The sequence below is a fragment of the Georgenia phoenicis genome (assembly GCF_047302425.1).
Classification (GTDB): Bacteria; Actinomycetota; Actinomycetes; order Actinomycetales; family Actinomycetaceae; genus Oceanitalea.
The window spans coordinates 2,519,739-2,540,215 of sequence record NZ_CP154855.1; the positions used below are offsets into that span (position 1 = coordinate 2,519,739).

At 74.0% G+C, this 20,477-nt stretch carries 16 protein-coding genes; 4 read left to right on the top strand and 12 right to left on the bottom strand.

All coding sequences use genetic code 11. The features are described 5' to 3' along the window. Positions 1–21: 21 nt before the first annotated feature. From AA0005_RS11985 to AA0005_RS12010, 6 genes are all read right to left on the bottom strand, one after another. Positions 22–843 (bottom strand): aldo/keto reductase, encoded by an 822-nt coding sequence (locus AA0005_RS11985; protein ID WP_413450405.1) that lies wholly within the window; start codon positions 841–843, stop codon positions 22–24. Between the two features lie 201 nt (positions 844–1,044). After that, positions 1,045–2,016 carry an NAD-dependent epimerase/dehydratase family protein gene (locus AA0005_RS11990; protein WP_413453094.1) on the bottom strand — a complete coding sequence of 324 codons (972 nt, stop codon included), beginning with the start codon at positions 2,014–2,016 and terminating at the stop codon, positions 1,045–1,047. A gap of 47 nt (positions 2,017–2,063) precedes the next feature. Then, a complete protein-coding gene (locus tag AA0005_RS11995; RefSeq protein WP_413450406.1) occupies positions 2,064–4,718 on the bottom strand; it encodes an alpha/beta fold hydrolase in 2,655 nt (884 codons plus the stop codon). After that, positions 4,715–5,749, bottom strand: a complete 1,035-nt coding sequence (locus AA0005_RS12000) for a 3-oxoacyl-ACP synthase III (protein ID WP_413450407.1) — start codon at positions 5,747–5,749, stop codon at positions 4,715–4,717. Before AA0005_RS12000 ends, AA0005_RS11995 begins: the two co-directional genes overlap by 4 nt. Positions 5,750–5,804: 55 nt before the next feature. Beyond that, the gene (locus AA0005_RS12005; protein ID WP_413450408.1) at positions 5,805–6,335 is read right to left on the bottom strand and encodes a DUF4282 domain-containing protein; all 531 of its coding nucleotides are present in this window, start codon (positions 6,333–6,335) and stop codon (positions 5,805–5,807) included. A gap of 55 nt (positions 6,336–6,390) precedes the next feature. After that, positions 6,391–6,948 (bottom strand): RNA 2'-phosphotransferase, encoded by a 558-nt coding sequence (locus AA0005_RS12010; RefSeq protein ID WP_413450409.1) that lies wholly within the window; start codon positions 6,946–6,948, stop codon positions 6,391–6,393. 67 nt (positions 6,949–7,015) lie between these two features. Between AA0005_RS12010 and deoD the strand changes: the two genes are divergently transcribed. Then, on the top strand, positions 7,016–7,732 hold the full coding sequence (gene deoD, locus AA0005_RS12015) for a purine-nucleoside phosphorylase (RefSeq protein WP_413450410.1): 717 nt from the start codon (positions 7,016–7,018) through the stop codon (positions 7,730–7,732). A gap of 64 nt (positions 7,733–7,796) precedes the next feature. Here deoD and AA0005_RS12020 read toward each other — a convergent pair whose 3' ends face one another. After that, positions 7,797–9,302: a DUF222 domain-containing protein gene (locus AA0005_RS12020; protein WP_413450411.1), complete on the bottom strand. Its 1,506-nt coding sequence runs from the start codon at positions 9,300–9,302 to the stop codon at positions 7,797–7,799. Positions 9,303–9,525: 223 nt separating this feature from the next. On the opposite strand from AA0005_RS12020, the gene AA0005_RS12025 reads away from it, so the two are divergent. From AA0005_RS12025 to AA0005_RS12035, 3 genes are all read left to right on the top strand, one after another. Then, positions 9,526–11,265 carry a pyruvate dehydrogenase gene (locus AA0005_RS12025; protein ID WP_413450412.1) on the top strand — a complete coding sequence of 580 codons (1,740 nt, stop codon included), beginning with the start codon at positions 9,526–9,528 and terminating at the stop codon, positions 11,263–11,265. 114 nt (positions 11,266–11,379) lie between these two features. Further along, the gene (locus AA0005_RS12030) at positions 11,380–14,811 is read left to right on the top strand and encodes a serine hydrolase (protein ID WP_413450413.1); all 3,432 of its coding nucleotides are present in this window, start codon (positions 11,380–11,382) and stop codon (positions 14,809–14,811) included. 43 nt (positions 14,812–14,854) lie between these two features. Continuing rightward, positions 14,855–15,535: a hypothetical protein gene (locus tag AA0005_RS12035; protein ID WP_413450414.1), complete on the top strand. Its 681-nt coding sequence runs from the start codon at positions 14,855–14,857 to the stop codon at positions 15,533–15,535. A gap of 15 nt (positions 15,536–15,550) precedes the next feature. Here the strand turns inward: AA0005_RS12035 and AA0005_RS12040 are convergent, their stop codons facing one another. From AA0005_RS12040 to AA0005_RS12060, 5 genes are all read right to left on the bottom strand, one after another. After that, complete coding sequence (locus tag AA0005_RS12040) at positions 15,551–16,795, bottom strand: MFS transporter (RefSeq protein ID WP_413450415.1); 1,245 nt, start codon at positions 16,793–16,795, stop codon at positions 15,551–15,553. Positions 16,796–16,861: 66 nt separating this feature from the next. Then, a complete protein-coding gene (locus AA0005_RS12045) occupies positions 16,862–17,866 on the bottom strand; it encodes a metal ABC transporter permease (RefSeq protein WP_413450416.1) in 1,005 nt (334 codons plus the stop codon). Continuing rightward, on the bottom strand, positions 17,863–18,744 hold the full coding sequence (locus AA0005_RS12050; RefSeq protein WP_413450417.1) for a metal ABC transporter permease: 882 nt from the start codon (positions 18,742–18,744) through the stop codon (positions 17,863–17,865). The genes AA0005_RS12045 and AA0005_RS12050 overlap by 4 nt, the downstream gene beginning before the upstream one ends. Continuing rightward, positions 18,737–19,480, bottom strand: coding sequence for a metal ABC transporter ATP-binding protein (locus AA0005_RS12055; protein WP_413450418.1), 744 nt, complete (start codon positions 19,478–19,480; stop codon positions 18,737–18,739). Before AA0005_RS12055 ends, AA0005_RS12050 begins: the two co-directional genes overlap by 8 nt. After that, positions 19,477–20,409 (bottom strand): metal ABC transporter solute-binding protein, Zn/Mn family, encoded by a 933-nt coding sequence (locus AA0005_RS12060; protein ID WP_413450419.1) that lies wholly within the window; start codon positions 20,407–20,409, stop codon positions 19,477–19,479. The genes AA0005_RS12055 and AA0005_RS12060 overlap by 4 nt, the downstream gene beginning before the upstream one ends. Positions 20,410–20,477 lie beyond the last annotated feature (68 nt).

Consider the following 20,477-nt stretch of genomic DNA (forward strand, 5'->3'; position numbering starts at 1 on the left):
GGATACAAGTGCGCCCGGGGCTCAGAACTCCTCGTGGGTGTCCGGGTCGTGGCTCTGCCGGCCGCGCTCGAGGCCGCTGATCTGCGCCATCTCCGACTCGCTCAGCTCGAAGCCGAAGACGTCGAGGTTGAGGCTCTGCCGGTCCGGGCTGGCGGACTTCGGGATCGGCAGGACGCCGAGCTGGACGTGCCAGCGGAGCACGACCTGCGCCGTCTCCACCCCGTGGCGGGCGGCGATCTGCTCGAGCGCCGGCTCAGTGAGCAGGGAGGCGCTGCGGGCGAGCGGGCTCCACGACTGCGTGAGCACGGTGCGCTCGGCGTCGGCGGCGCGCATGTCGGCCTGGGTGAAGTAGGGGTGCAGCTCGATCTGGTTGACCGCCGGCGCGACGTCGGTCTCCTCGATGATCCGGTCCAGGTGCGCGGCGGTGAAGTTCGAGACGCCGATCGAGCGGACGACGCCGTCCTCCCGCAGCTTGACGAGCGCGCGCCAGGAGTCGACGTACTTGTCCAGGCGCGGCAGCGGCCAGTGGATGAGGTAGAGGTCGATGTAGTCGAGGCCGAGCTTCTTGCGCGAGGTCTCGAAGGCGCGCAGCGCCTCCTCGTAGCCCTGCTCGCTCCCCCGCAGCTTGGTGGTGACGACGATCTGCTCGCGCGGGACGCCGGACTCGGCGATGCCGCGGCCCACCGCCTCCTCGTTCTCGTACTTCGCGGCGGTGTCGATGAGCCGGTAGCCCATCTCCAGCGCCGTCCGCACGGCCTCGGGGGCCTCCTCGTTCATCGGCCACGTGCCGAGGCCGATCGCCGGGATCCGGTTGCCGTCGTTGAGCGCGAGAGTCGGGATCATGCGGTCCATTGTGGCGGTGGGGCGCGGGCCCTCGCACTCCGCGCTCACACGCGCCGGCCGGTGAGCTACCCGCTTCGCCTCATCTGGATGGACGAGGAGCGGGGAGCTCGGAGGACAACCGGGGAGCTCACGGAGCGGGGCGGGTGGAGGAATCCGGCTGTCGGCGCGGGAGGGGGTGGGCTGGGCGCGCGGGAGGGCTGGTCAGGCGCGGCGGTAGTGCTCGGCCAGCCTTGCCAGGCCCTCGTCGATGCTCACGGCCGGCTCCCAGCCGAGCACCTCGCGGGTGCGGCGCTGGTCGAACCAGTGCGCCGTCGACAGCTGCTCGGCGAGGAAGCGCGTCATCGGCGGCTCGTCGCGGCCCGGGCGGACCGCCCACACCGCTTCGACCAGTCCCCCGGCAACCTTCGCGAGCCGGGCCGGCACGCGCCACGCGGGGGCGGGCGCTCCGGCGGCGAGCGAGATCCCGGCGATGAGGTCGCCGACGGCGCGCGGCTCGCCGTTCGTCACGACGAGCGCCTGCCCGTGGGCCTGCGGCGCCCGCTCGAGCGCGGCGACGAGCGCGTCGGCGGCGTTGTCGACGTAGACCGAGTCGACGAGTACCGCGCCGTGGTCGAGCAGCGGCAGCCGCCTGGCGCGGGCGCGCTCGACGATCCGCGCGACCAGCTGCGTGTCCCCCGGCCCCCACACGAGGTGCGGGCGGACCGCGACGACGGCGAAGTGCGGTCCGTCGGCCTCCAGCGCCAGCAGCTCGGCGGCCGCCTTCGTCCGCGCGTAGTTCCCGCGCGCGTGCTCTGGCTGCGCCGGTCCGGCCCCCTCGCCCACGAGCGAGCCGCCCGTGTGCGCCACCGAGGGTGAGGACACCTGGACGAAGCGCCCCACCCCGGCCGCGCGGGCGGCGGCGAGGAGGGTGCGCGTGCCCTCGACGTTGACCTGCTCGTACTCGTGCCGCGGCCCGCTCACCGAGACCTTCGCGGCGAGGTGGACGACGGCGTCACGCCCCTCGAGTGCGCGGGTCACCGCCGCGGGGTCGGTGAGCCACCCGAGCGAGTCGCTCGCGCCGTCGACCCCGGCCGGCCGGCGCTGGAAGGTGCGGACGTCGTGCCCGGCGGCGACGAGCCGCTCGGCCGTGCGCCGCCCGAGCATGCCGCTCGCGCCCGTGACGAGGACGCGCAGCCGCGGCGGGGCGGCCTCGGTGGTCGCGGGCGCGTCGACGCGGCGGCTCACGGCTCGCCCATCCGCCCGCCGGCCACGGCCTGCTCGGCCCACCGGCCGATGCGGCCGCGCTCGATCTTCGCGTTGTGCCGTACGTCCGTGGGCAGCTCCCGCACGCGCAGGACGGCCGCGACCGGGACGCCGCACGCGTCGCTGACGGCGCGGCGCACCGCGCTCGTGAGCCCGGGGGTGGCGAGCGAGGCGCCGGCGCGGGCCCGGCGGTCGACGGCGGGGTCGGTCTCGAGGACGACGACGAGCTGCTGCGTCCCCGCCGGCCCCACGCCCACGGCGGCTGCGCGCTGCACTCCGGGCACCCGCTCGACGGCGTGCTCCACTGCGACCGGGGTGATGACCCCGCCGGGCGCGGTGACGATGTGCGACAGGCGCCCCTCGACCCACAGCCGGCCCTCGGCGTCGAGGTGGCCGATGTCGCCGGTGCGGTGGCGGCCCCGGTGGTCGGCGCTGGCCTGCTGCGTGGCCCAGAGCCTGTCGTAGGTGCGCTTGAGGTGCGGGGCGGCGACGAGGATCTCGCCCGTCACGCCGGGCGCGTCGGTGGGCTCACCGGTGGCGGCGCCGTCGTCGTCGAGCGGGATGATGGTGACCTCGGTGCCGGGGACGGGGCGGCCCACGCAGGTGCCACCGCCCGCGCCGGCGACCGTGCCGACGTCGGCGAGGGCGCGGCGGATCTCCTCGAGGTCGATGTCGGTGACGGGCAGGACCTCGGTCATCCCGTAGGGCGTGCGGGCGCTGGCGCGGGGCATGACCTCGGCGACGCGCGCGAGCAGCTCCGGCGGGATCGGCGCCCCCGCGGAGAGGAAGAGCCCGACGCCGGAGAGCGCCTCGCGCTGCTCGGCCGTCAGCTCCCCCGCGGTCGCGAGGACGTTGCGGAGGGCGGCGGGTGAGGTGAAGACGGCCGTCGCGCTGCCGGCGTTCACCGCGTCCGCCAGGGCTGCGGCGGTGAGGGTGGCCGGGGCGGTGACGTCCATGTCCGGGACGACGGCGAGGGAGCCCAGGGCGGTGCCGAGCAGCGCGAAGGGCGCGAACCCGGCGACGAAGGACGAGCTCGGGCCCAGGCCGTAGGTCTCGGCGAGGGTGTCACGCATCCCGGCGAGGCCGCGGTGGGTGTAGACGACACCCTTGGCCGGGCCGGTGGAGCCGGACGTGAAGAGGATGGCGGCGTCGTCGTCGGGGCCGGGCAGCGGCGGCAGGTCGGTGCCGGCACGCTCAAGCTCGGCGCCGCGGGCGAGGAGGCCGGGCAGGGAGTCGCTGACACCCAGCGCCCTGGCCTGCGCCGGCGGGAGCTCGCTCACCGCGACGCGACGGCCGGGCCACGAGAGCAGGCGCGCGCCGACGAGCCCGCGGTCGATGCCCATGACGACGTCCGGGGAGGCGCCGCGGATCGCGCGGCTCATCCCGCGCAGACCCAGGCCCTGGTCCGCGATGACGGCGACGGCACCCAGGCGCAGGCAGGCGAAGAGTGCGGTCGTGAGGTCGACGCCGGGGGTGACGAGGAGGCTCACGCGCTGGCCGGGGCGCACGCCGGCGTCGTGCAGGCCGAGGGCGAGGTGGCGGACGCGGGTGGCGAGGTCGCGCCACGTCACCGTGTCCGTGCCACCGGGGTGGAGGGCGACGACGGCGGGGGCGTCGTCCTCGCGCCGCTCGTCGAGGACGGCAGCAAGGGGGCGAGTAACAACTCCGCAGTCGGCGGTAAGTGTGCTGTCGGCGGTAACTGTACTGTCGGCGGGGAGGGGGGTCGGGAAGCGGGCGTCCAGCCAGCGGACGACCGTGCCGGCGACGTCGACGTCCTCGGCAAGCAGATGGCCGGCACCCTCGAAGCGGTGGACGTCGGCGTGCGGGAGCCGGCGCAGGATGTCGTCGAGGTAGCGGCGCTGGAACACCGGGTCGCGCGGGCCCCACAGCACGAGCGCGGGCACCTCGAGCCGGGCGACGCCGTCGGCGATGGCGTCGAGCGCCGGGCGGCTGGGGTGGCTCGGGTCGGCGGGGATGTCGGCGACGAAGTCTGCGACGGCGCTGCGGTCCTCGGCGTAGGGCGCGTGATAGGCGGCGCGGACCTCGCGGCTCAGCGGCGGGTTGGCCAGGGCGAGGGTGGCGCGCAGGAAGGTGCGGGTGCCGCTCGTCGCCCAGCCGTGCACGCTCGGGTTTCCCGCCAGCCGCAGCAGGGCGGGGATCTCGGAGTCGTCGTCGTGGTGGACGGCGGTGTTGGTGACGACGACGCCGGCGAGCAGCTCCGGGTGCCCGACGGCCCAGCCGAGGGACACGACCCCGCCCCAGTCGTGCCCGACCGTGACGACCGGGCCGGTGAGGCCGAGGGCGTCGGTGAGGGCGCCGAGCTCGGCGACGCGGTCGGCGAGGCGGCGGAAGCGGCCGTCGCGCTGGGAGAAGCCCATGCCGAGCTGGTCTACGGCGACGACCCGCCAGCCGGCCGCGGCGGCGGCCGGGAGGAGCGAGCGCCACAGGTAGGACCACGTCGGGTTGCCGTGGACGGCGAGCAGCGTCCCGCGGGCCTCGCCGGTGAGGTCGGGGGCGTTGTCGAGCAGGTGCCAGGTGACCGGCGGGTCCTGCCCCGCACCGGGGACGGTGACTCGGCGGCTCCAGCGGCGGTCGAGTCCGGGGAGCTCGGGAAGGTCGGGGTCGGGGCTCACCACTGCAGCTCGAGCATCGCCGTGTTGAGGCCCGAGCCCACGCCGAGGCAGAGCACGCGGTCCCCCGGCTCGAGGGAGTCGGCCTGCGCGGCCAGCGTCATCGGCAGCGACGCCGGGCCGACGTTGCCCCAGTAGCCGAAGGTGATCGGCACCCGGTCGGCGGGCAGGTCGATCGCGTCGATGACCGCCTTGGTGTAGGGCGTGGAGATCTGGTGGGTGACGTAGCGGGCCATGTCGTCCCAGCGGAAGCCCGCGCCGTTGTTCGCCTCGGTGAAGGCGGCGGTGACGAGCGGGAGGCCACCGTCGAGCAGGCCCTTGGTGTCGGTGAACATGCCGTCGAGGCTGCCGACGCACAGCTCGTGGTGCTCGGTGCCCGCGCGCGAGACGCCGCCGACGACGCGGTGGCCACCCGGGTGCAGGTCCGCGCGGCCGATGACGGCGGCCGCGGCGCCGCTCCCCAGGGTGAGGGAGGCGAACTCGCGGCGGTAGTCCTCGCGGGTCACGTCGGGTCCCGAGAGACGGCGCAGGGTCGTCTCCTGGGTGCCGCGGGAGTCCTCGCTGTTGACGATGACGGCGTAGTCGATCTGCCCGGCGTCGATCATCGTCGCGGCGAGCATGATCCCGTTGACGAAGCCGAGGCAGGCGTTGGCGATGTCGAAGTTCACGGCCGACGGCGGCAGGGACAGCCCGTGGTGGATGCGCACCGCGACGGAGGGCTCGAGGTGGGTGCGCGTCACCGAGGTGTTGATGAGCAGCCCGACCCGGGCGGGGTCGACCCCCGCCTCGGCCAGCGCCTTGGCGCCCGCCTCGATCGCCGGGTCGTCGAAGCGCGTCCCCGGCTCCCACCAGCGACGCTCGACCACCCCGGAGACACGCTCGAGCAGGCTGTCGGGCAGACGCAGCCGCCGACGCGTCGGCGCCAGCTCCTCCTCGAAACGCGACGACGGCACCCGCACCGGGGCCTCGATGTGCGTGACGGCGAGGAGTGCCGCGTTGGAGTAGCGGAAGGTCGCGTTACCAGCGGGAGTCACCAGACGACTTTATCCGCAGCACGTCGGGAGGCGCACACGGGGGCGAGGGGCCCGCTCAGTGGCTCCGGTCACCACTCTGCCGCGCCTCGTCGGCACGGTCGAGGAAGTACTCGAGCCAGAAGCGGGTGAAGGCGAGCAGGACGAAGGCGCCGAGCGGTCCACTGACGAGCAGGAGCAGCCCGTACAGCACCCACTGCCCGCCCCCGAGAAAGGGGTGGTCGGCCTGCGCGAAGGCACCGATCGCGCCGATGACCGAGAGGATCGCGACGAGCGCCGCCAGGACGGCAACGGCTACGTAGACGACCTTCGCCAGGCTAGGGGTGATGCGCCGGGTGAAGCGGAGATCGCCGAGCCCGCCGAGGGTCGAGGGGCGGGGCGGCTGCTGGGGGTAGCCCTGCGGGTAGCCGGGGCCCGGCCCGGCCGGCTGGCCGGGGTAGCCGGGGTAGGCCTGCTGCTGGGGGTAGCCGTAGCCCGGCGGCGGCTGCTGACCGGGGTGCTGGGGGTAACCCTGCTGACCGCCCTGCGAGGAGCCTTGCTGGGGGGCCGGCGGACCGGCGGGCTGCTGGTGACTGGGCTGGTCGGACATGGCGGCCCCCTGGGCGTCGACGACGGGACGCCCCGAGCCTAGGCGAGGCAGGGCCTCAGCCGGAGGGCATCTCGTCCCGGGAGAGGAACTGGGGCGGGACGTGGTCCACCAGCCACACGCCGTTGGCCGAGCGGTAGAAGGTCCAGCCCTCGTCCTCCATGGTGCGGGCGTCGACCCGTAGCACCACCGGCCTGCCTTGCCGCCGACCGACGGCGACGGCGGTGTCGGGGTCACCGGACAGGTGGACGTGGTGGCGGCCCTGCGGGCGCAGCCCTTCGGCGAGGATAGCGTCGACGGCGCGGTGCCCTGTGCCGTGGAAGAGGACCTCGGGCGCGGGTACCGGGGCGAGGCCGAGGTCGACGGGGACGGTGTGGCCCTGGTTGGCGCGGATGCGACGGCGGTCGGGGCTGAGGGCGAAGCGCTGCTTGTCGTTCTGCTCGACGACGGCCTCGAGCGTCTCGGCGGAGAGAGGCATGCCGGCAGACGCGCTCCGCTCCAGCAGCTCCTGGACGTCCGCCCAGCCGGCGGCGTCGAGCCGGAGGCCGATCTCGTCGGGCCGGTGCCGCAGCACCCGGCTGAGGAAGCGGCTGACCCGCACGAGGGAACGGTCCACGCGTCGATTCTCGCCCCGCCGTCTCGTGGCAGCATGGGCGCACCCGTCCGCACTCCTGGAGGTCCCAGTGCCCACCCCCCACATCGCCGCCGCCCCGGGCGACTTCGCTCCCGCCGTCCTCATGCCGGGCGACCCCCGGCGGGCGCAGCGGATCGCCGAGCAGCTCATGCCCGACGCCCGCCTCGTCAACGACGTGCGCGGCATGCTCGGCTACACGGGCACCGTGGACGGCAAGCCGCTGAGCGTCATGGGCTCGGGGATGGGCCAGCCCTCGGCGACCATCTACGCCACCGAGCTCTTCCGTGAGTACGACGTCCAGCGCATCATCCGCGTCGGCACTGCGGGCGGCATCTCCCCCAAGGTCCGCGTCGGAGACGTGCTCGTGGGCATGGGCGCCCACACGGACTCGGCGATGAACCAGCACCGCATCCCGGGGATCAACTTCTCCGCCGTCGCGTCCTTCGAGCTGGCCGAGGCGGCCGTCCGCGCCGCCCGCGAGCAGGGCATCGAGCGCTACCACGTCGGCACGATCGTCTCCCGCGACCACTTCTACCTCAAGGTCCCCGGGCAGACGGAGGCGCTGGGCGCCTACGGGGTGCTGGGCGTCGAGATGGAGGCCGCGGCCCTCTACGGCGTGGCCGCCGAGCTCGGTCGCCAGGCCCTCACCGTGCTCACCGTCTCCGACCACCTCCTCGACGGCTCGCAAGACATGAGCGCCGAGGAGCGCGAGACGACCTTCCAGGGCGCGCTCTCCCTCGCGGTCGCGGCAGCACTCAGCGACTGACCAGCAGGCACGGTCTGCCCACCGCCCTGTGCCGGGTGGTGGGCAGACCTGTCCCCTGGGGTTTCTAGGTCTGTTCGTGCTGGGTGGTGATGAGCTGGCCGTGGCGGGTGTAGAAGTACCAGCGGCCGTGGGCGCGGGCGATGGTGATGCCGTAGGCGTGGACCCAGTCGTGGTGGTGCCAGCACAGCAGGATCCCGTGCTCGACACAGGTGTTGCCGCCGTCGCGGTACCACTGCAGGGAGTGGTGGATCTCCCCGACGCCGGGTGGTTGGCCGCAGTCGGGGTACTGGCAGCGCCGGTCGCGGGCGATGATCGCCCGGACCATGTGGGCGGGGAAGATCCGCTGCTCCCTTCCCACGTCCAGGACCGTGGAGTCCGGTCCGAACACCACCCGCGACAGGGAGGACTCGCACACCAGGCGGGCCAGCATCGCCGGCGGGACCGGTGTTCCGTCCTCGAGGGTGGCGGGCGTGATACCGGTCAACGCTCGGGGGTCGATGGCGGTGGAGATGACGTGGGTGTCACCCGGCTTCCACGCGTCCATCCACTCCTTGGCCTCGGGTGAGAGCTGGAAGGGGTCACCGGCGGGCCGGTTCGGGTCGCGGGGGCCTCCGGGGGCGGTGAAGGTGGCCTCTTCCCAGAACCCGAGCTCGGCGCCCGGTTCGTGCTCGTTTCCGCTGGAGGTGACCGGCGGCTGGGGCGACCCGGTGGCCGCGGCCAGCGCCCGCAGGGTGTCGAGGTCGGTGGTGACGGTGACGTGGGGGCGGATACGGGCACCCTTGCCCTGCTCCCCAGCATCCAGCGACTGCCGCGCCAGCGACGTCAGCGCCGCCGCCCGCCGCTGCGCCGGGGTGCGCTCGTCCCCCTTGGCCTTGCGGCCCATGTGTGCGCGTAGTGCGGTGTCGACGGTCTGACCGGACAGCTCGTCGAGCCACCCGTTGAGGTGGTAGCCGTCCATCGTCCGCGACAGGGTCAGCTGCTCCTTGGCCCCGTCCTCCCGCCAGGCCCGGTCGGCGGCCTCGGGGTCGGCGGCAATCGCCCAGGTGGCCACGAGCTTGGCGAAGGACGTGGCGTCCATCTGCTCGGCCTGCTCCACCAGGAAGCCCTCACCGAGATCCTCGTCGGTCAGCTGCATCCGCTGCCGGGTGGTGGTGATCGCCCCGCGCACGAGCACACTGACGTGCTCCTCACTGATCCGCCCCTGCGCCAGCGCCGCCCGCGCCCGGGGCAGCAGGTCGCGCAGCGCCCGGGCCTGGCGCACCTGCCGCGCCGCGCCCTGCGCCGTCGCATCCGTGCGGGTGCGCAGCCACGCGGCAAAGGTCCGCTGACCGTCCAGCGCCCACAGCCCGTTGGCCTCGATGGTCGCGAGCATCGCCGCCCGCACACCCGACAGCTGACGCTCCAGCGTCTCCAGCAGCGCCAACCCCTTGTGCAGGCGGTGGCCATCGACCTCGTGCCAGCTCGTGCCCTCCAGGCCCCCGACGGCGGCGAGCACCTCAGCCAGCGCGTCGACCGCATCCGGTGCGTGCCCGGGTGCGGACGCCGTGCCGTCGAGCATGTCCGTGGTCATCGTCCCCACCTCCTTCGCACCCTCGATGTGCTGCTGGTCACATCGTCCCATCGACCTCTGACATTCGAGCCCATCGCCCGCCCCTCACGGACCACTCGATGTGCTGCTGGTCACACTCTCCCAGCGACCACCGACATCCGGCCCGATCCGCCTCGACCTGCGCCCACGCGGCCCCCGGGCCACGATCGAGGTGCCTCGCCCCCCACCGTGAAGGAGCACCCCCATGGCCTCCAGCGTCGCCGAGCACCTCGTCCGCCAGCTCGCCGCGGCCGGCGTCGAGCGCATCTACGGCATCGTCGGGGACTCACTCAACCCGGTCGTCGACGCCGTGCGCCGCACCGAGGGCATCGAGTGGATCCACGTCCGCCACGAGGAGGCCGCCGCCTTCGCCGCCGCCGGCGAGGCCGAGGTCACCGGCCGCCTCGCCGTCTGCGCCGGCTCAGCCGGGCCGGGCAACCTCCACCTCATCAACGGCCTGTACGACGCCAACCGTTCCCGCCTGCCCGTCCTCGCGATCGCCTCGCACATCCAGAGCAGCGAGATCGGCACCCAGTTCTTCCAGGAGACCCACCCCGACCGCCTCTTCACCGAGGCCTCGGTCTTCTCCGAGCTCATCTCCACCCCCGCCCAGCTCCCGCGCGTCACCCGCAGCGCGATCCAGCACGCCGTCGGCAGCCCCGGCGTCGCCGTCCTCACCCTGCCCGGGGACCTCGCCGACGCCGAGGTCGACGACGACGGCCAGTACCTCGTCCCCGCCACCCGGCCCGCCACCGTCGTCCCGGCCGAGGAGGACGTCGTCGCCCTCGCGGAGGCGGTCAACGCCGCCCGGAAGGTCACCCTCTTCGTCGGCGCGGGAGCCCGCGGCGCGCACGCCGAGGTCCTCGCCCTCGCCGAGCAGATCGGCGCACCCGTCGGCCACTCGCTCCGCGGCAAGGAGGTCATCCAGTACGACAACCCCTACGACGTCGGGATGTCCGGCTTGCTCGGCTACGGCGCCTGCCAGGAGGCGATGGAGAGCGCGGACCTCCTCGTCATGGTCGGCACCGACTTCCCCTACACCGACTTCCTGCCGTCCGACGTCCGCACCGCCCAGATCGACATCGACCCCACCCACCTGGGCCGGCGCACCCGTCTCGACGTGCCCGTCCACGGCGACGTCGGCGCGACCCTGCGCATGCTGCTCCCGCTCGTGAAGCGCAAGAAGTCCCGTGCCTTCCTCAAGGACATGCTGAAGAAGCACGACAAGGTCATGTCCCGGGTCGTCGGCGCCTACACACGCAAGGTCGAGAAGCACCGCCCGATCCACCCGGAGTACGCCGCGGTACAGCTGGACGAGGCCGCTGGCCCGGACACCGTCTTCACCGTCGACACCGGCATGAACAACGTGTGGGCCGCGCGCTACCTCACCCCGAACGGACGACGGCGGGTCATCGGCTCCTTCATCCACGGCTCGATGGCCAACGCGCTGCCCCACGCCATCGGCGCGGCCTTCGCCGAGCCGGAGCGGCAGGTCGTCGCGCTGGCCGGCGACGGCGGGCTGTCGATGCTCATGGGTGAGCTCGTCACCCTGCGCCAGTACGACCTGCCCGTCACTGTCGTCGTCCTCAACAACGCCTCCCTCGGGATGGTCAAGCTCGAGATGCTCGTCGAGGGCCTGCCCCACCACGCGACGGACTCCCCCGCCGTCGACTACAGCCGGGTGGCCGCGGCGCTCGACATCCCCTCGGTGCGCGTGGAGGACCCCCGCAAGCTCGCCGGCACCTTCCGCGACGCCCTGAAGCAGCGCGGGCCGGTCCTCGTCGAGGTCATGACCGACCCCAACGCGCTGTCGATCCCGCCCAGCATCTCGGCCGGACAGGTCCGCGGCTTCGCGACCTCGATGACGAAGCAGATCTTCGGCGGCGGCTCGGGCGAGGTCATGACCATGGCCCGCTCCAACCTCCGCAACATCCCGCGCCCGTAGCCGGTAAGTCCTTTGCACCGAGCCGGAGCCGTCGGCAACCCTTGACGCGGCGCCGCCACCTCGCCACGATTGGCCGCACCGGCGAGGACGCCGGGAGCTACGGGAGGGGTAGTCATGCGCAGGTTGCTTGCCGTCAGTGCCACGATCGGCGTCGCGATCGCGGGGGCGGTGCTCCCCGCCGCGGCGGACGACCGCGTGGGTTGGGACCGCTCGGAGGCACCGCAGCGGGTGCTGCGGGACGGGACGCCCGAGGAGGTCGGCCTCGTGGCCGCGGAGCTCGAGCGGGTGGAGCCCGCCCTGCGCGAGGGGCTCACCCGCCAGCCCACGCCCTTCTACCCCGGCGCCGTCTCGCTCATCGCCTCCCAGGGCGTGGTCGTCGAGCGCACCGCCGTCGGCCACGCGGTGCGCTGGGCGGACACCACCACCGAGCTCCCCGCCGAGGAGCAGGTCGAGATGCGCACCGACACGATCTTCGACCTCGCCTCCCTGTCCAAGCTCTTCACCGCCGTCGCCGTTATGCAGCTGGTCGAGGACGGCGAGGTCGCCCTCGAGGACACCGCCGCCTCCTACGTCCCCGCCTTCGCCGCCAACGGCAAGGAGGACATCACCGTCCAGCAGCTCCTCACCCACACCGCCGGCCTGCCGGCGTGGATCAACCTCTGGAGCGCACCGGACGAGGCCGCCGCCCTCCAGCGGGTCTGGGACGTCACGCCGGTGAACGAGCCCGGCACCGGCTACCTCTACAGCGACCTCGGGCTCATCACCCTCGGTGAGATCGTCGAGCGGGTCTCCGGCCTCGGCCTGGACGAGTACGTCGCCGAGCACATCACCGGCCCGCTCGGGATGGGCGACACGATGTACAACCCGCCGGCCGAGCTCCTCCCCCGCATCGCGGCCACCGAGTACCAGGCGACTCCGGCGCGCGGCCTAGTCCACGGCGAGGTCCACGACGAGGCCGCGTGGCGCCTGGGCGGCGTCGCCGGCCACGCCGGGGTCTTCTCCACCGCCGACGACGTCGCCGTCTTCGGCCAGATGCTCCTCAACGGCGGCAGCTACGACGGCGCCCGCGTCCTGGAGCCCGCCACCGTCGAGCAGATGATGCGCGACTACACCGGCCAGCTGTCCAGCTCCCACCGCGGCCTGGGCCCGGAGCTGGAGGCGTGGTTCTACCACGACGTCCTCACGAGCGCGGAGTCCGCCGGCCACACCGGCTTCACCGGCACCTCCCTGGTCATCGACCCGCACACCGAGACCATCGCGATCCTCATGACCAACCGGGTCCACCCCAGCCGCGACTGGGGCAGCATCAACCCCGTCCGCCGCGCCGTCGCCCGCGCCGCCGGCCTCGCCCACCCGATGACCGGTTTCACCCGGGGCGCCGCCTGGTACTCCGGCATCGGGGACGCCGTCGAGCACACGCTCACCGTGCCGGTGACCCTCGACAGCGCCACCGAGCTCGTCGTCGACCTGTGGTTCCACACCGAGCCGACCGACCTGCTCCACGTCGAGGCATCGGACGACGACGGCGCCACCTGGGAGCCGCTCAGCGGCACCCTCACCGCCGGTGACGACACCGTCACGACGTCCGGCACCGTCTCGGGTGACGGGCTGGGCCGCTGGTGGGAGGGCCGCTTCGACCTCGCCGGCCTCAGCGGCGACGTCGAGCTGCGGCTGCGCTACGCGACCGACGCCGTCTACTCCGGCCGCGGCGTCTACCTCGACCGCATCCAGGTGCCCGGCGCCTTCGACGACTGGGACCTCACCGACCGCGCCACGATCACCGCCGAGGGCTGGACCCGCGTGACCGCGGACGGCTTCCCCGCGCCCGAACCGGTCGAGGAGTGGCGCGGGTACTGGGTGGACGCCTTCAACCCCGGCATCTACGACGCGCAGCAGGTGACCGCCCTGGTCGAGGACGCCCAGGAGGTGGGGGCCAACGCCCTCATCGTCCAGGTGGGCCGCCGCTTCGACTGCTTCTGCAACGACGCCCTGCTCCCACGCACCGACGCCGCGATCGCACCGGCGCCCTACGACCCGCTCGCCGAGGTCATCGAGCAGGCCCACGCCGTCGGCATCGAGGTCCACGCCTGGGTCAACGCGACGACGCTGTGGAACTCCGCCACCCCGCCCCGCTCCCCCGAGCACGCCTTCAACCAACACGGTCCGAGCGCCGAGGGCCGCGACCGCTGGCTCAACAAGCGGGTCGACGGCGTCGAGCAGGTCGGCAACAACACGTGGATCGACCCCGCCCACCCGGACGCCGTCGACTACCTCGTCGACGCCGTCGGCTCGATCGTCGAGAACTACGACGTCGACGGCGTCAACCTCGACTACATCCGCTACCCCGACCACAGCACGGTCGAGACGCGCAACGAGTGGGGCTACTCGGAGACCTCCCTCGCCCGCTTCGCCGCGCAGACCGGCCGCACCGACGTGCCGGCCCCGGACGACGAGCAGTTCTCCGACTGGCGCCGCGACCAGGTCTCGGGCCTCGTGCGCAAGGTCTACGCCCGGATGTTCGAGCTCGACCCGCAGGCGCGGCTGAGCGTCGACGGCATCACCTACGGCTTCGGCCCGCAGAGCACGCCGGGCGGCTGGGAGGGCACCCGCACCTACGCGAACGTCGGCCAGGACTGGAGGAGCTGGCTCGACGAGGGCATCGTCGACACCGTCACCGCGATGAACTACAAGCGCAACTGGAACCCGGACCAGGCGCGGATGTTCGCCGAGTGGACCGAGGCGCTCGTCGAGTACCGCGGGGACCGGCACGTGGTCAACGGCCCGGCGCTCTACCTCAACGAGGTGGCCGACTCCGTGGCCCAGGCACGCCTCACCCGCGAGTCCGGCGCCGACGGCTGGTCGGGCTACTCCTACGCCAACCCCTCCCTCACCGCGAACAGCACTCCCGACCGCGCGGTCAAGGACGCCGAGCGGGAGGCGCTGGCCGCCGCGCTGCGCACGGAGGTCTTCACCGAGGAGGCCGCCGTGCCCGAGATGGAGTGGCGGACCAGCCCGACGACCGGGCTGCTCACCGGCACCCTCGTGAGCGGCGCCGACGGCGCCACCGTCACCGTCACCGGACCCGAGGGGACGACGACGGCGCGCACCGACGGCAGCGGCTGGTTCGCCGTCGTCGACCTCGCCCCGGGCACCTACACCGTCTCCGCCGACGGCGCCGAGCCGGCCCAGGCACGCGTCACGGCCGGCGAGGCGACCGACGTCGTCCTCGAGCGCGCGGCGCCGACCGACCCGGCGGAGGCGCTGGCGCTCCTCGTCACGAGCGTCGACGAGTACGTCGCCTCCGGTGACGTCGCCGGACCGCTGGCCCACCAGCTCACGACGGCGCTCCACCAGGCGCAGGTGCACCTCGAGGTCGGCCGCGAGGGCACGACCGTCCGGATGCTCGAGCGGGTGCTGCGCCACCTCGACGGCCCGCGACGCCCGGACACGCTCACCGCGGAGGCACGCGCCGACCTGCGCGCCCAGACCGTCCACGCGCTGGGACTCCTCGGTGCGGTGCCGTCAGCGATTGCGGGGGCCGTGTGACTGGGGCCACACTTGGGGAGTGCCGAGAGTGTGAGGTGACGTCGTGGACGCCGACATCGAGATCCTGCCCATGCTGTCGCGTGGGAAGCACCGCAGCCCCCGCAGGGGTGCCTGCTTCATGGAGCTGGCCTCCTACCTGGCCGGTGAACGGTGGAGCGACAAGCCCGCCTGCACCCATCCGCTGCTCGCGCACCTGGCGCGGCTCGTCAACGACCTCACCGAGGACTCCGAGCGGCCCCAGCTGGCGACGCTCATCCCCGCGGTCATCGGGCTGCGCAGCGAGGACCCCACGTGGGACGACGAGCTCACCCTGCTCGCCGCCTCCCGCGCGCTGCCGGTGGTGAGCGAGCACCACCAGCGCGCCCTGGCGGTGGGGATCCTCAGCTGCGAGCGCCGGCGGGCCGAGCGCGCCGGGCACGAGGTGGGGCTGCACCCCGCGAGCCGCCGGGCCCTGGAGTCCGCGCCGCTCGCCGAGGGGTGGGCGCGGGCCTTCGTCGAGCAGGTGGGCGGGGTGGGTGCGCACCACCCGGGCTCGGCCGTCGTCGAGATCGCGGCCGTGGGGCTGGCCACCGCGTGCGTGGCCGACCCCTCCGGGATGCTGCGTCAGCTCCTCACCGACGCGATCACGCTCTGCGAGCACCTCGCGGGCCGCGAGGAGCAGCAGCGCCAGGCGCTCGTGCCCGAGCAGTGGCGCGAGGTCGTCACGCCCGCACCCGTGCACTGAGGAGGGCGTGGCGCCTCAGGCGTGGGTGGTGAGCGTGGGCTCGGCCGTCTCGAGCTCGCGGCGCTTGCGGTGCAGGGCGGCGCGCAGGACGAGCGACAGGAGCAGCGCGACCGTGCCGGCCGCCACGGTGACCGTGTAGGCGCCGGTGTAGCCGGACACGTCCGCCAGGCGCCCGGCGGTGCTCGAGCCGAGGGCGTAGCCCAGGGACGTGGCGGCCGCGAGGACCATCATCGCCGCGCCGAGGCGGGAGGGGGCCACGACCCGCTCGCACGCGGAGTACAGCGTGATCATGTAGGGCGCCACCGCCAGGCCGAGGACGACGAGCACCGGGGCGAGGGCCCCCAGGGAGCCGACGACCAGCAGCGGGACGGTGAGCACCGCGAGACCGCCGGCGAAGACGGGCAGCCGGTCGGCGAGGCGGAAGCGGGCGGGCAGGACGACGATCGCGAGCCCGGCGACGACGCTGCCGATGCCGAGGACGGCGTGGAGCAGCCCGGCCAGACCGGGCTCCCCCGCCTCGGTCGCCATCGCCGTCGTCCCGGCCTGGACGGACCCGAAGATCGTGCCGACGATGAGCTGCCCGGCGCCGAGCCCCACGAGGAGGGCGCTGACGCGCGGGCCGCTCGCGCCGCCGGTGTCGCGGTGCCCGCGCACGAGCGCGACGGTCGGGTGCACCGCGAACCACGTGGCGAAGACGGCCAGGCCGCCGGCGGCGACGAGCAGCGCACCCGAGGGCGAGACGAGCGCCGCCATGGTGCCGACGATCGCCGGGCCGAGGACGAAGCCGGCCTCGTCGGCCGCGCCCTCGTAGGAGAAGGCTGTGGACAGGAGCGTGAAGCGCTCCTTGCCGCGGGTGCGGGCGAGCTCGCGCCAGCGCACCCGGGCCATGGTGCCGACCTGGGGGACGAAGGCGCCGGCGACGCCGCTGACGACGGCGAGCACCTGCCAAGGCACCTCCTGCCCGGCGAGGACGACGAGGGCGACGAGCGCGACCGCGCCGCCGACCGACTGGACGAGGAGCACGGGGCGCTGCCCGATGCGGTCGGTCAGGCCGCCCGCCAGCGGTGAGGCGACGGCGTTGACGACGGCGAAGGCACCGGCCGCGGCGCCGCCGCCGCCGTAGGTGCCGCTCACCTCGGCGACGAGGAGGAGGGTGCCCATCTGCGCCATCGCGAGCGGGAGGCGCGCGAGGAGGGCGACGACGACGTAGAGCGGACCGGTCAGCGCGAAGAGGCTGCGGTAGGAGGACAGGGCGGACAATCGGTCTCCACGGAGGTTCGTACTGCGCTCCTCCCACCCCGGAAGCGCTGCAGACCCTGTATCGCCTCAGTCTATCCGAGCGGCGGCGCCTTCGACCTGCGAGACGGGCCACTGCAGCCGGGCGGCGAGCTGCGCCGTCGTCGCTCCCTCGCCGAGCGTGCTGCGGGCGTGGGCGACGAGCCGCCGGCGCAGGTCCTGGCGCCGGCGCCGCCGCAGGAGGGTCGCCCCGACGAGGCCGTGGCGCGGTGCGGCGAGCAGCGCGAAAAGGAAGAGGGCGCCGATGACGCAGGCGACCATCCCCGCGATGGACAGGTCCCCGACCACCGCCAGCCCGTACCCGCCGAGGACGGCGACGGCGCCGACCGCGAGCGCCGTCGTCAGCATGGCCCCGAGCCGGTCGGTGACGAGGTAGGCGGTCGCGGCCGGGCCGGCGAGGAGGGCGACGACGAGGATCGCGCCGACGGAGTCGAAGGCGGCGACGACCGTGACGGACACGAGCGTCATGAGGACGTGGTGGACCAGCCGCGGGGACAGGCCGACGGAGGCGGCGAGCGCGGGGTCGAAGGTCGTCACCTTGAGCTCCTTGTGGAGCAGCGCGACGACGGTGACGACGACGACGGCGACGATCCCGGTGGTCCACCACGAGCGTGGGCCGAGGTCGAGGCCACCGATCTCGAGGACGTGGAGCGGGGCGAAGGCGATCTCGCCGTACAGGACGTGCTCGACGTCGAGGTGGACGTCGCTGCCGAAGCGGGCGACGAGCAGCACCCCGAGGGCGAAGAGGCCGGTGAAGACGATGCCGATGGCCGCGTCGCCGCGGACCCGGCCGCCTCGCTCGAGGGCGTCGACGAGGACGACGGTGACGAGCCCGAGCACGGCAGCCCCGGCGACCGCCGCGAGCGGGCCGAGCGAGCCGGTGAGGACGAAGGCGAGGACGATGCCCGGCAGCGCCGCGTGGGAGATCGCGTCGCCGACCATGACGCTGCGGCGCAGCAGGAGGAAGCAGCCGAGCAGCGCGCACGGCACGACGACGAGGAGCCCGGTGACGATGATGACGAGGTCGACGTTCATGCCGGCTCCCCCACGGTGGCTCGGTGGGCGGCCCGGCGCGAGCGCAGGTGCCGGGCCGGCAGCGAGAGGAGGAAGACCGCCGTCGCGACGAGGACGACGAGCGGGCCGGTGGGCAGGTCCGTCGTCGTCGCGCTGAGCACGGCCCCGGACGCGCCGCTCGCCGCCCCGACGAGCGCCGCGAGGACGACCATGACGGCGAGCCGGTCGGTCCACTGCCGGGCCGCCGCGGCGGGGGTGATGAGGAGCGCGGCGACGAGCACGACCCCGACGGTCTGGATGCCGAGGACGATCGCGACGACGAGCAGGCCGGTGAGCAGCGCCTCCACCCGGCGCACCGGCAGGCCCACCGCCCGGGCGAAGGCGGGGTCGAAGGCGACGAGCTTGAGCTCCTTGTAGGTGAGGGCGACGACGGCCAGGCACACCGCCGTCGCCGCCGCCATGAGGCGCACGTCCGCGGCGACGAGGCTGGCCGCCTGCCCGAGGACGAAGCGGTCGAGCCCCGACTGCCCGGACGCGCCGGTGCCCGCGACGTAGGTGAGGAGCACCGTGCCCGCCCCGAAGAACACCGACAGGACGAGGGCGAGCGCGGCGTCCTGCTTGACACGGGTGCGCTGGACGACGACGAGGACGAGCCCGGCCGCGAGCGCCGCCGTCGCCGCCGCACCGAGGAGGAGCCCGGAGCCGGAGGTCGTGCCGGTGAGGAGGAAGCCGATGACAACGCCGGGCAGGGTGGCGTGGGCGAGAGCGTCGCTGAGCAGGCTCTGGCGGCGCAGGACCGCGAAGGTGCCGAGCGTGCCGCCGAGCAGCCCGAGGACGGCGGCGCCGAGCGCGACGGTGCGCAGCGTGTAGTCGCCCAGGAGGTCGACGAGCTCAGCCACGGCTGCCCATCTCCTCCGCCCGGCGGGCCGCGCCGCCGTAGGTGCGGGCGATGTTCTCGGCGGTGAAGACCTCCGCCGTCGGGCCGGCGGCGACGAGCTCGCGGTTGAGGAGGACGACGGTGTCGAAGTAGTCGGCGACGGTCGCGAGATCGTGGTGGACGACGACGACGGTGCGGCCCTCGTCGCGCAGCTCGCGCAGGAGGTCGACGACGACGCGCTCGGTGAGGTAGTCGACGCCGACGAAGGGCTCGTCGGCGAGGTAGAGCCGGGCGTCCTGGGCAAGCGCGCGGGCGAGGAAGACGCGTTGCTGCTGTCCGCCGGACAGCTCCGCGATCTGCCGGTCGGCGAGCTCGAGCATGCCGACCCGCTCGAGGCAGCGCTCGGCCGTCTCGCGCTCCGCCCGGCCGGGGCGGCGCAGCCAGCCCAGGCGTCCGTAGGTGCCCATCTCGACGACGTCGCGCGCGTTCGTCGGGAAGTCCCAGTCCACGCTCCCCCGCTGGGGGACGTAACCGACCTTCCGGCGGACGCGATCGAGGGGCTGGCCGAAGATCTCGACGGCGCCGGCAACGGGCCGCACGAGCCCCATGGCGATCTTGAGGAGCGTCGTCTTGCCCGCGCCGTTGGGGCCTACGACGCCGACGAGCCGGCCCTCGGGCACGGAGAAGGACACGTCCCACAGCACCGGCTCCTCGCGGTACGCGGCGGTGAGACCGTGGACGGACAGCGGCGCGGTCATGACCCTCCCAGGGCGGTCGCGATGGTCGCGGCGTTGGCGCGGAGCATCCCGGCGTAGGTGCCGGTGGGGCTGCCGGGCTCGCCGAGGGCGTCGGAGTACAGGCCCTCCTCGGGGACGTGGACCTCCCAGCCGCGGTCGGCGGCGGCCTCCCGGACGGCCTCGATGCTCGCCGGGGAGACGCTGGACTCGGTGAACAGGGCGGGCACCTGCCGCTCGACGAGGAGGTCGACGAGGTCGCGGACGTCGGCGACGCCCGCCTCGTCCTCGGTGGACAGGCCCTGGACACCGCGGACCTCGAGGCCGTAGGCGCGGCCGAGGTAGCCGAAGGCGTCGTGGGAGGTGACGAGGACGCGGCTGCGCGGGGGCACGGTGGCGAGCAGCGCGCTCGCCTCGGCGTGGGCGGCGAGCACGTCCTCGACGTACTCGCGCCCGCCAGCGGCGAAGTCCGCGGCGTGCTCGGGGGCGATCTCGCTCAGCTCCTCGACCACGGGGTCGACGACGTGGACCCACAGCTCGGGGTCGAACCACACGTGAGGGTCGTACTGGTCCGCGTAGTCGGAGGAGGCGAGGAGCGCGTCCTCGGGCAGCGCGTCGGTGAGCGCGAGCACCCGCTCCAGGGCACCAGCCTCGAGCACCTCCTCCATCCGGCCCTCGAGGAACAGCCCGTGGTAGACGACGAGGTCCGCCTCGACTAGGGCATGTACGTCCCCCTGGCTGGCGCGGTAGAGGTGCGGGTCGACGCCCGGGCCCATGAGGGCGGTGACCTCGACGTGCGGTCCCCCGACGGTGCGCAGAAGATCTGCCGCGTGCGTCGTCGTCACGGTGACGGACACGCGGCCGTCGTCGGTGCCGTCCGCGGGGCCTGCGCAGGCCGCGAGCAGCATGAGGCCCGACGCGACCGCCACAAGGTTTCGGGTGCCCGAACTCATGGAGAGAGGGTAGCCGAACTCCTGGCCCTCGCGCCACGGAAATCCGTGCGCCCGCTCATGGCGGGCGC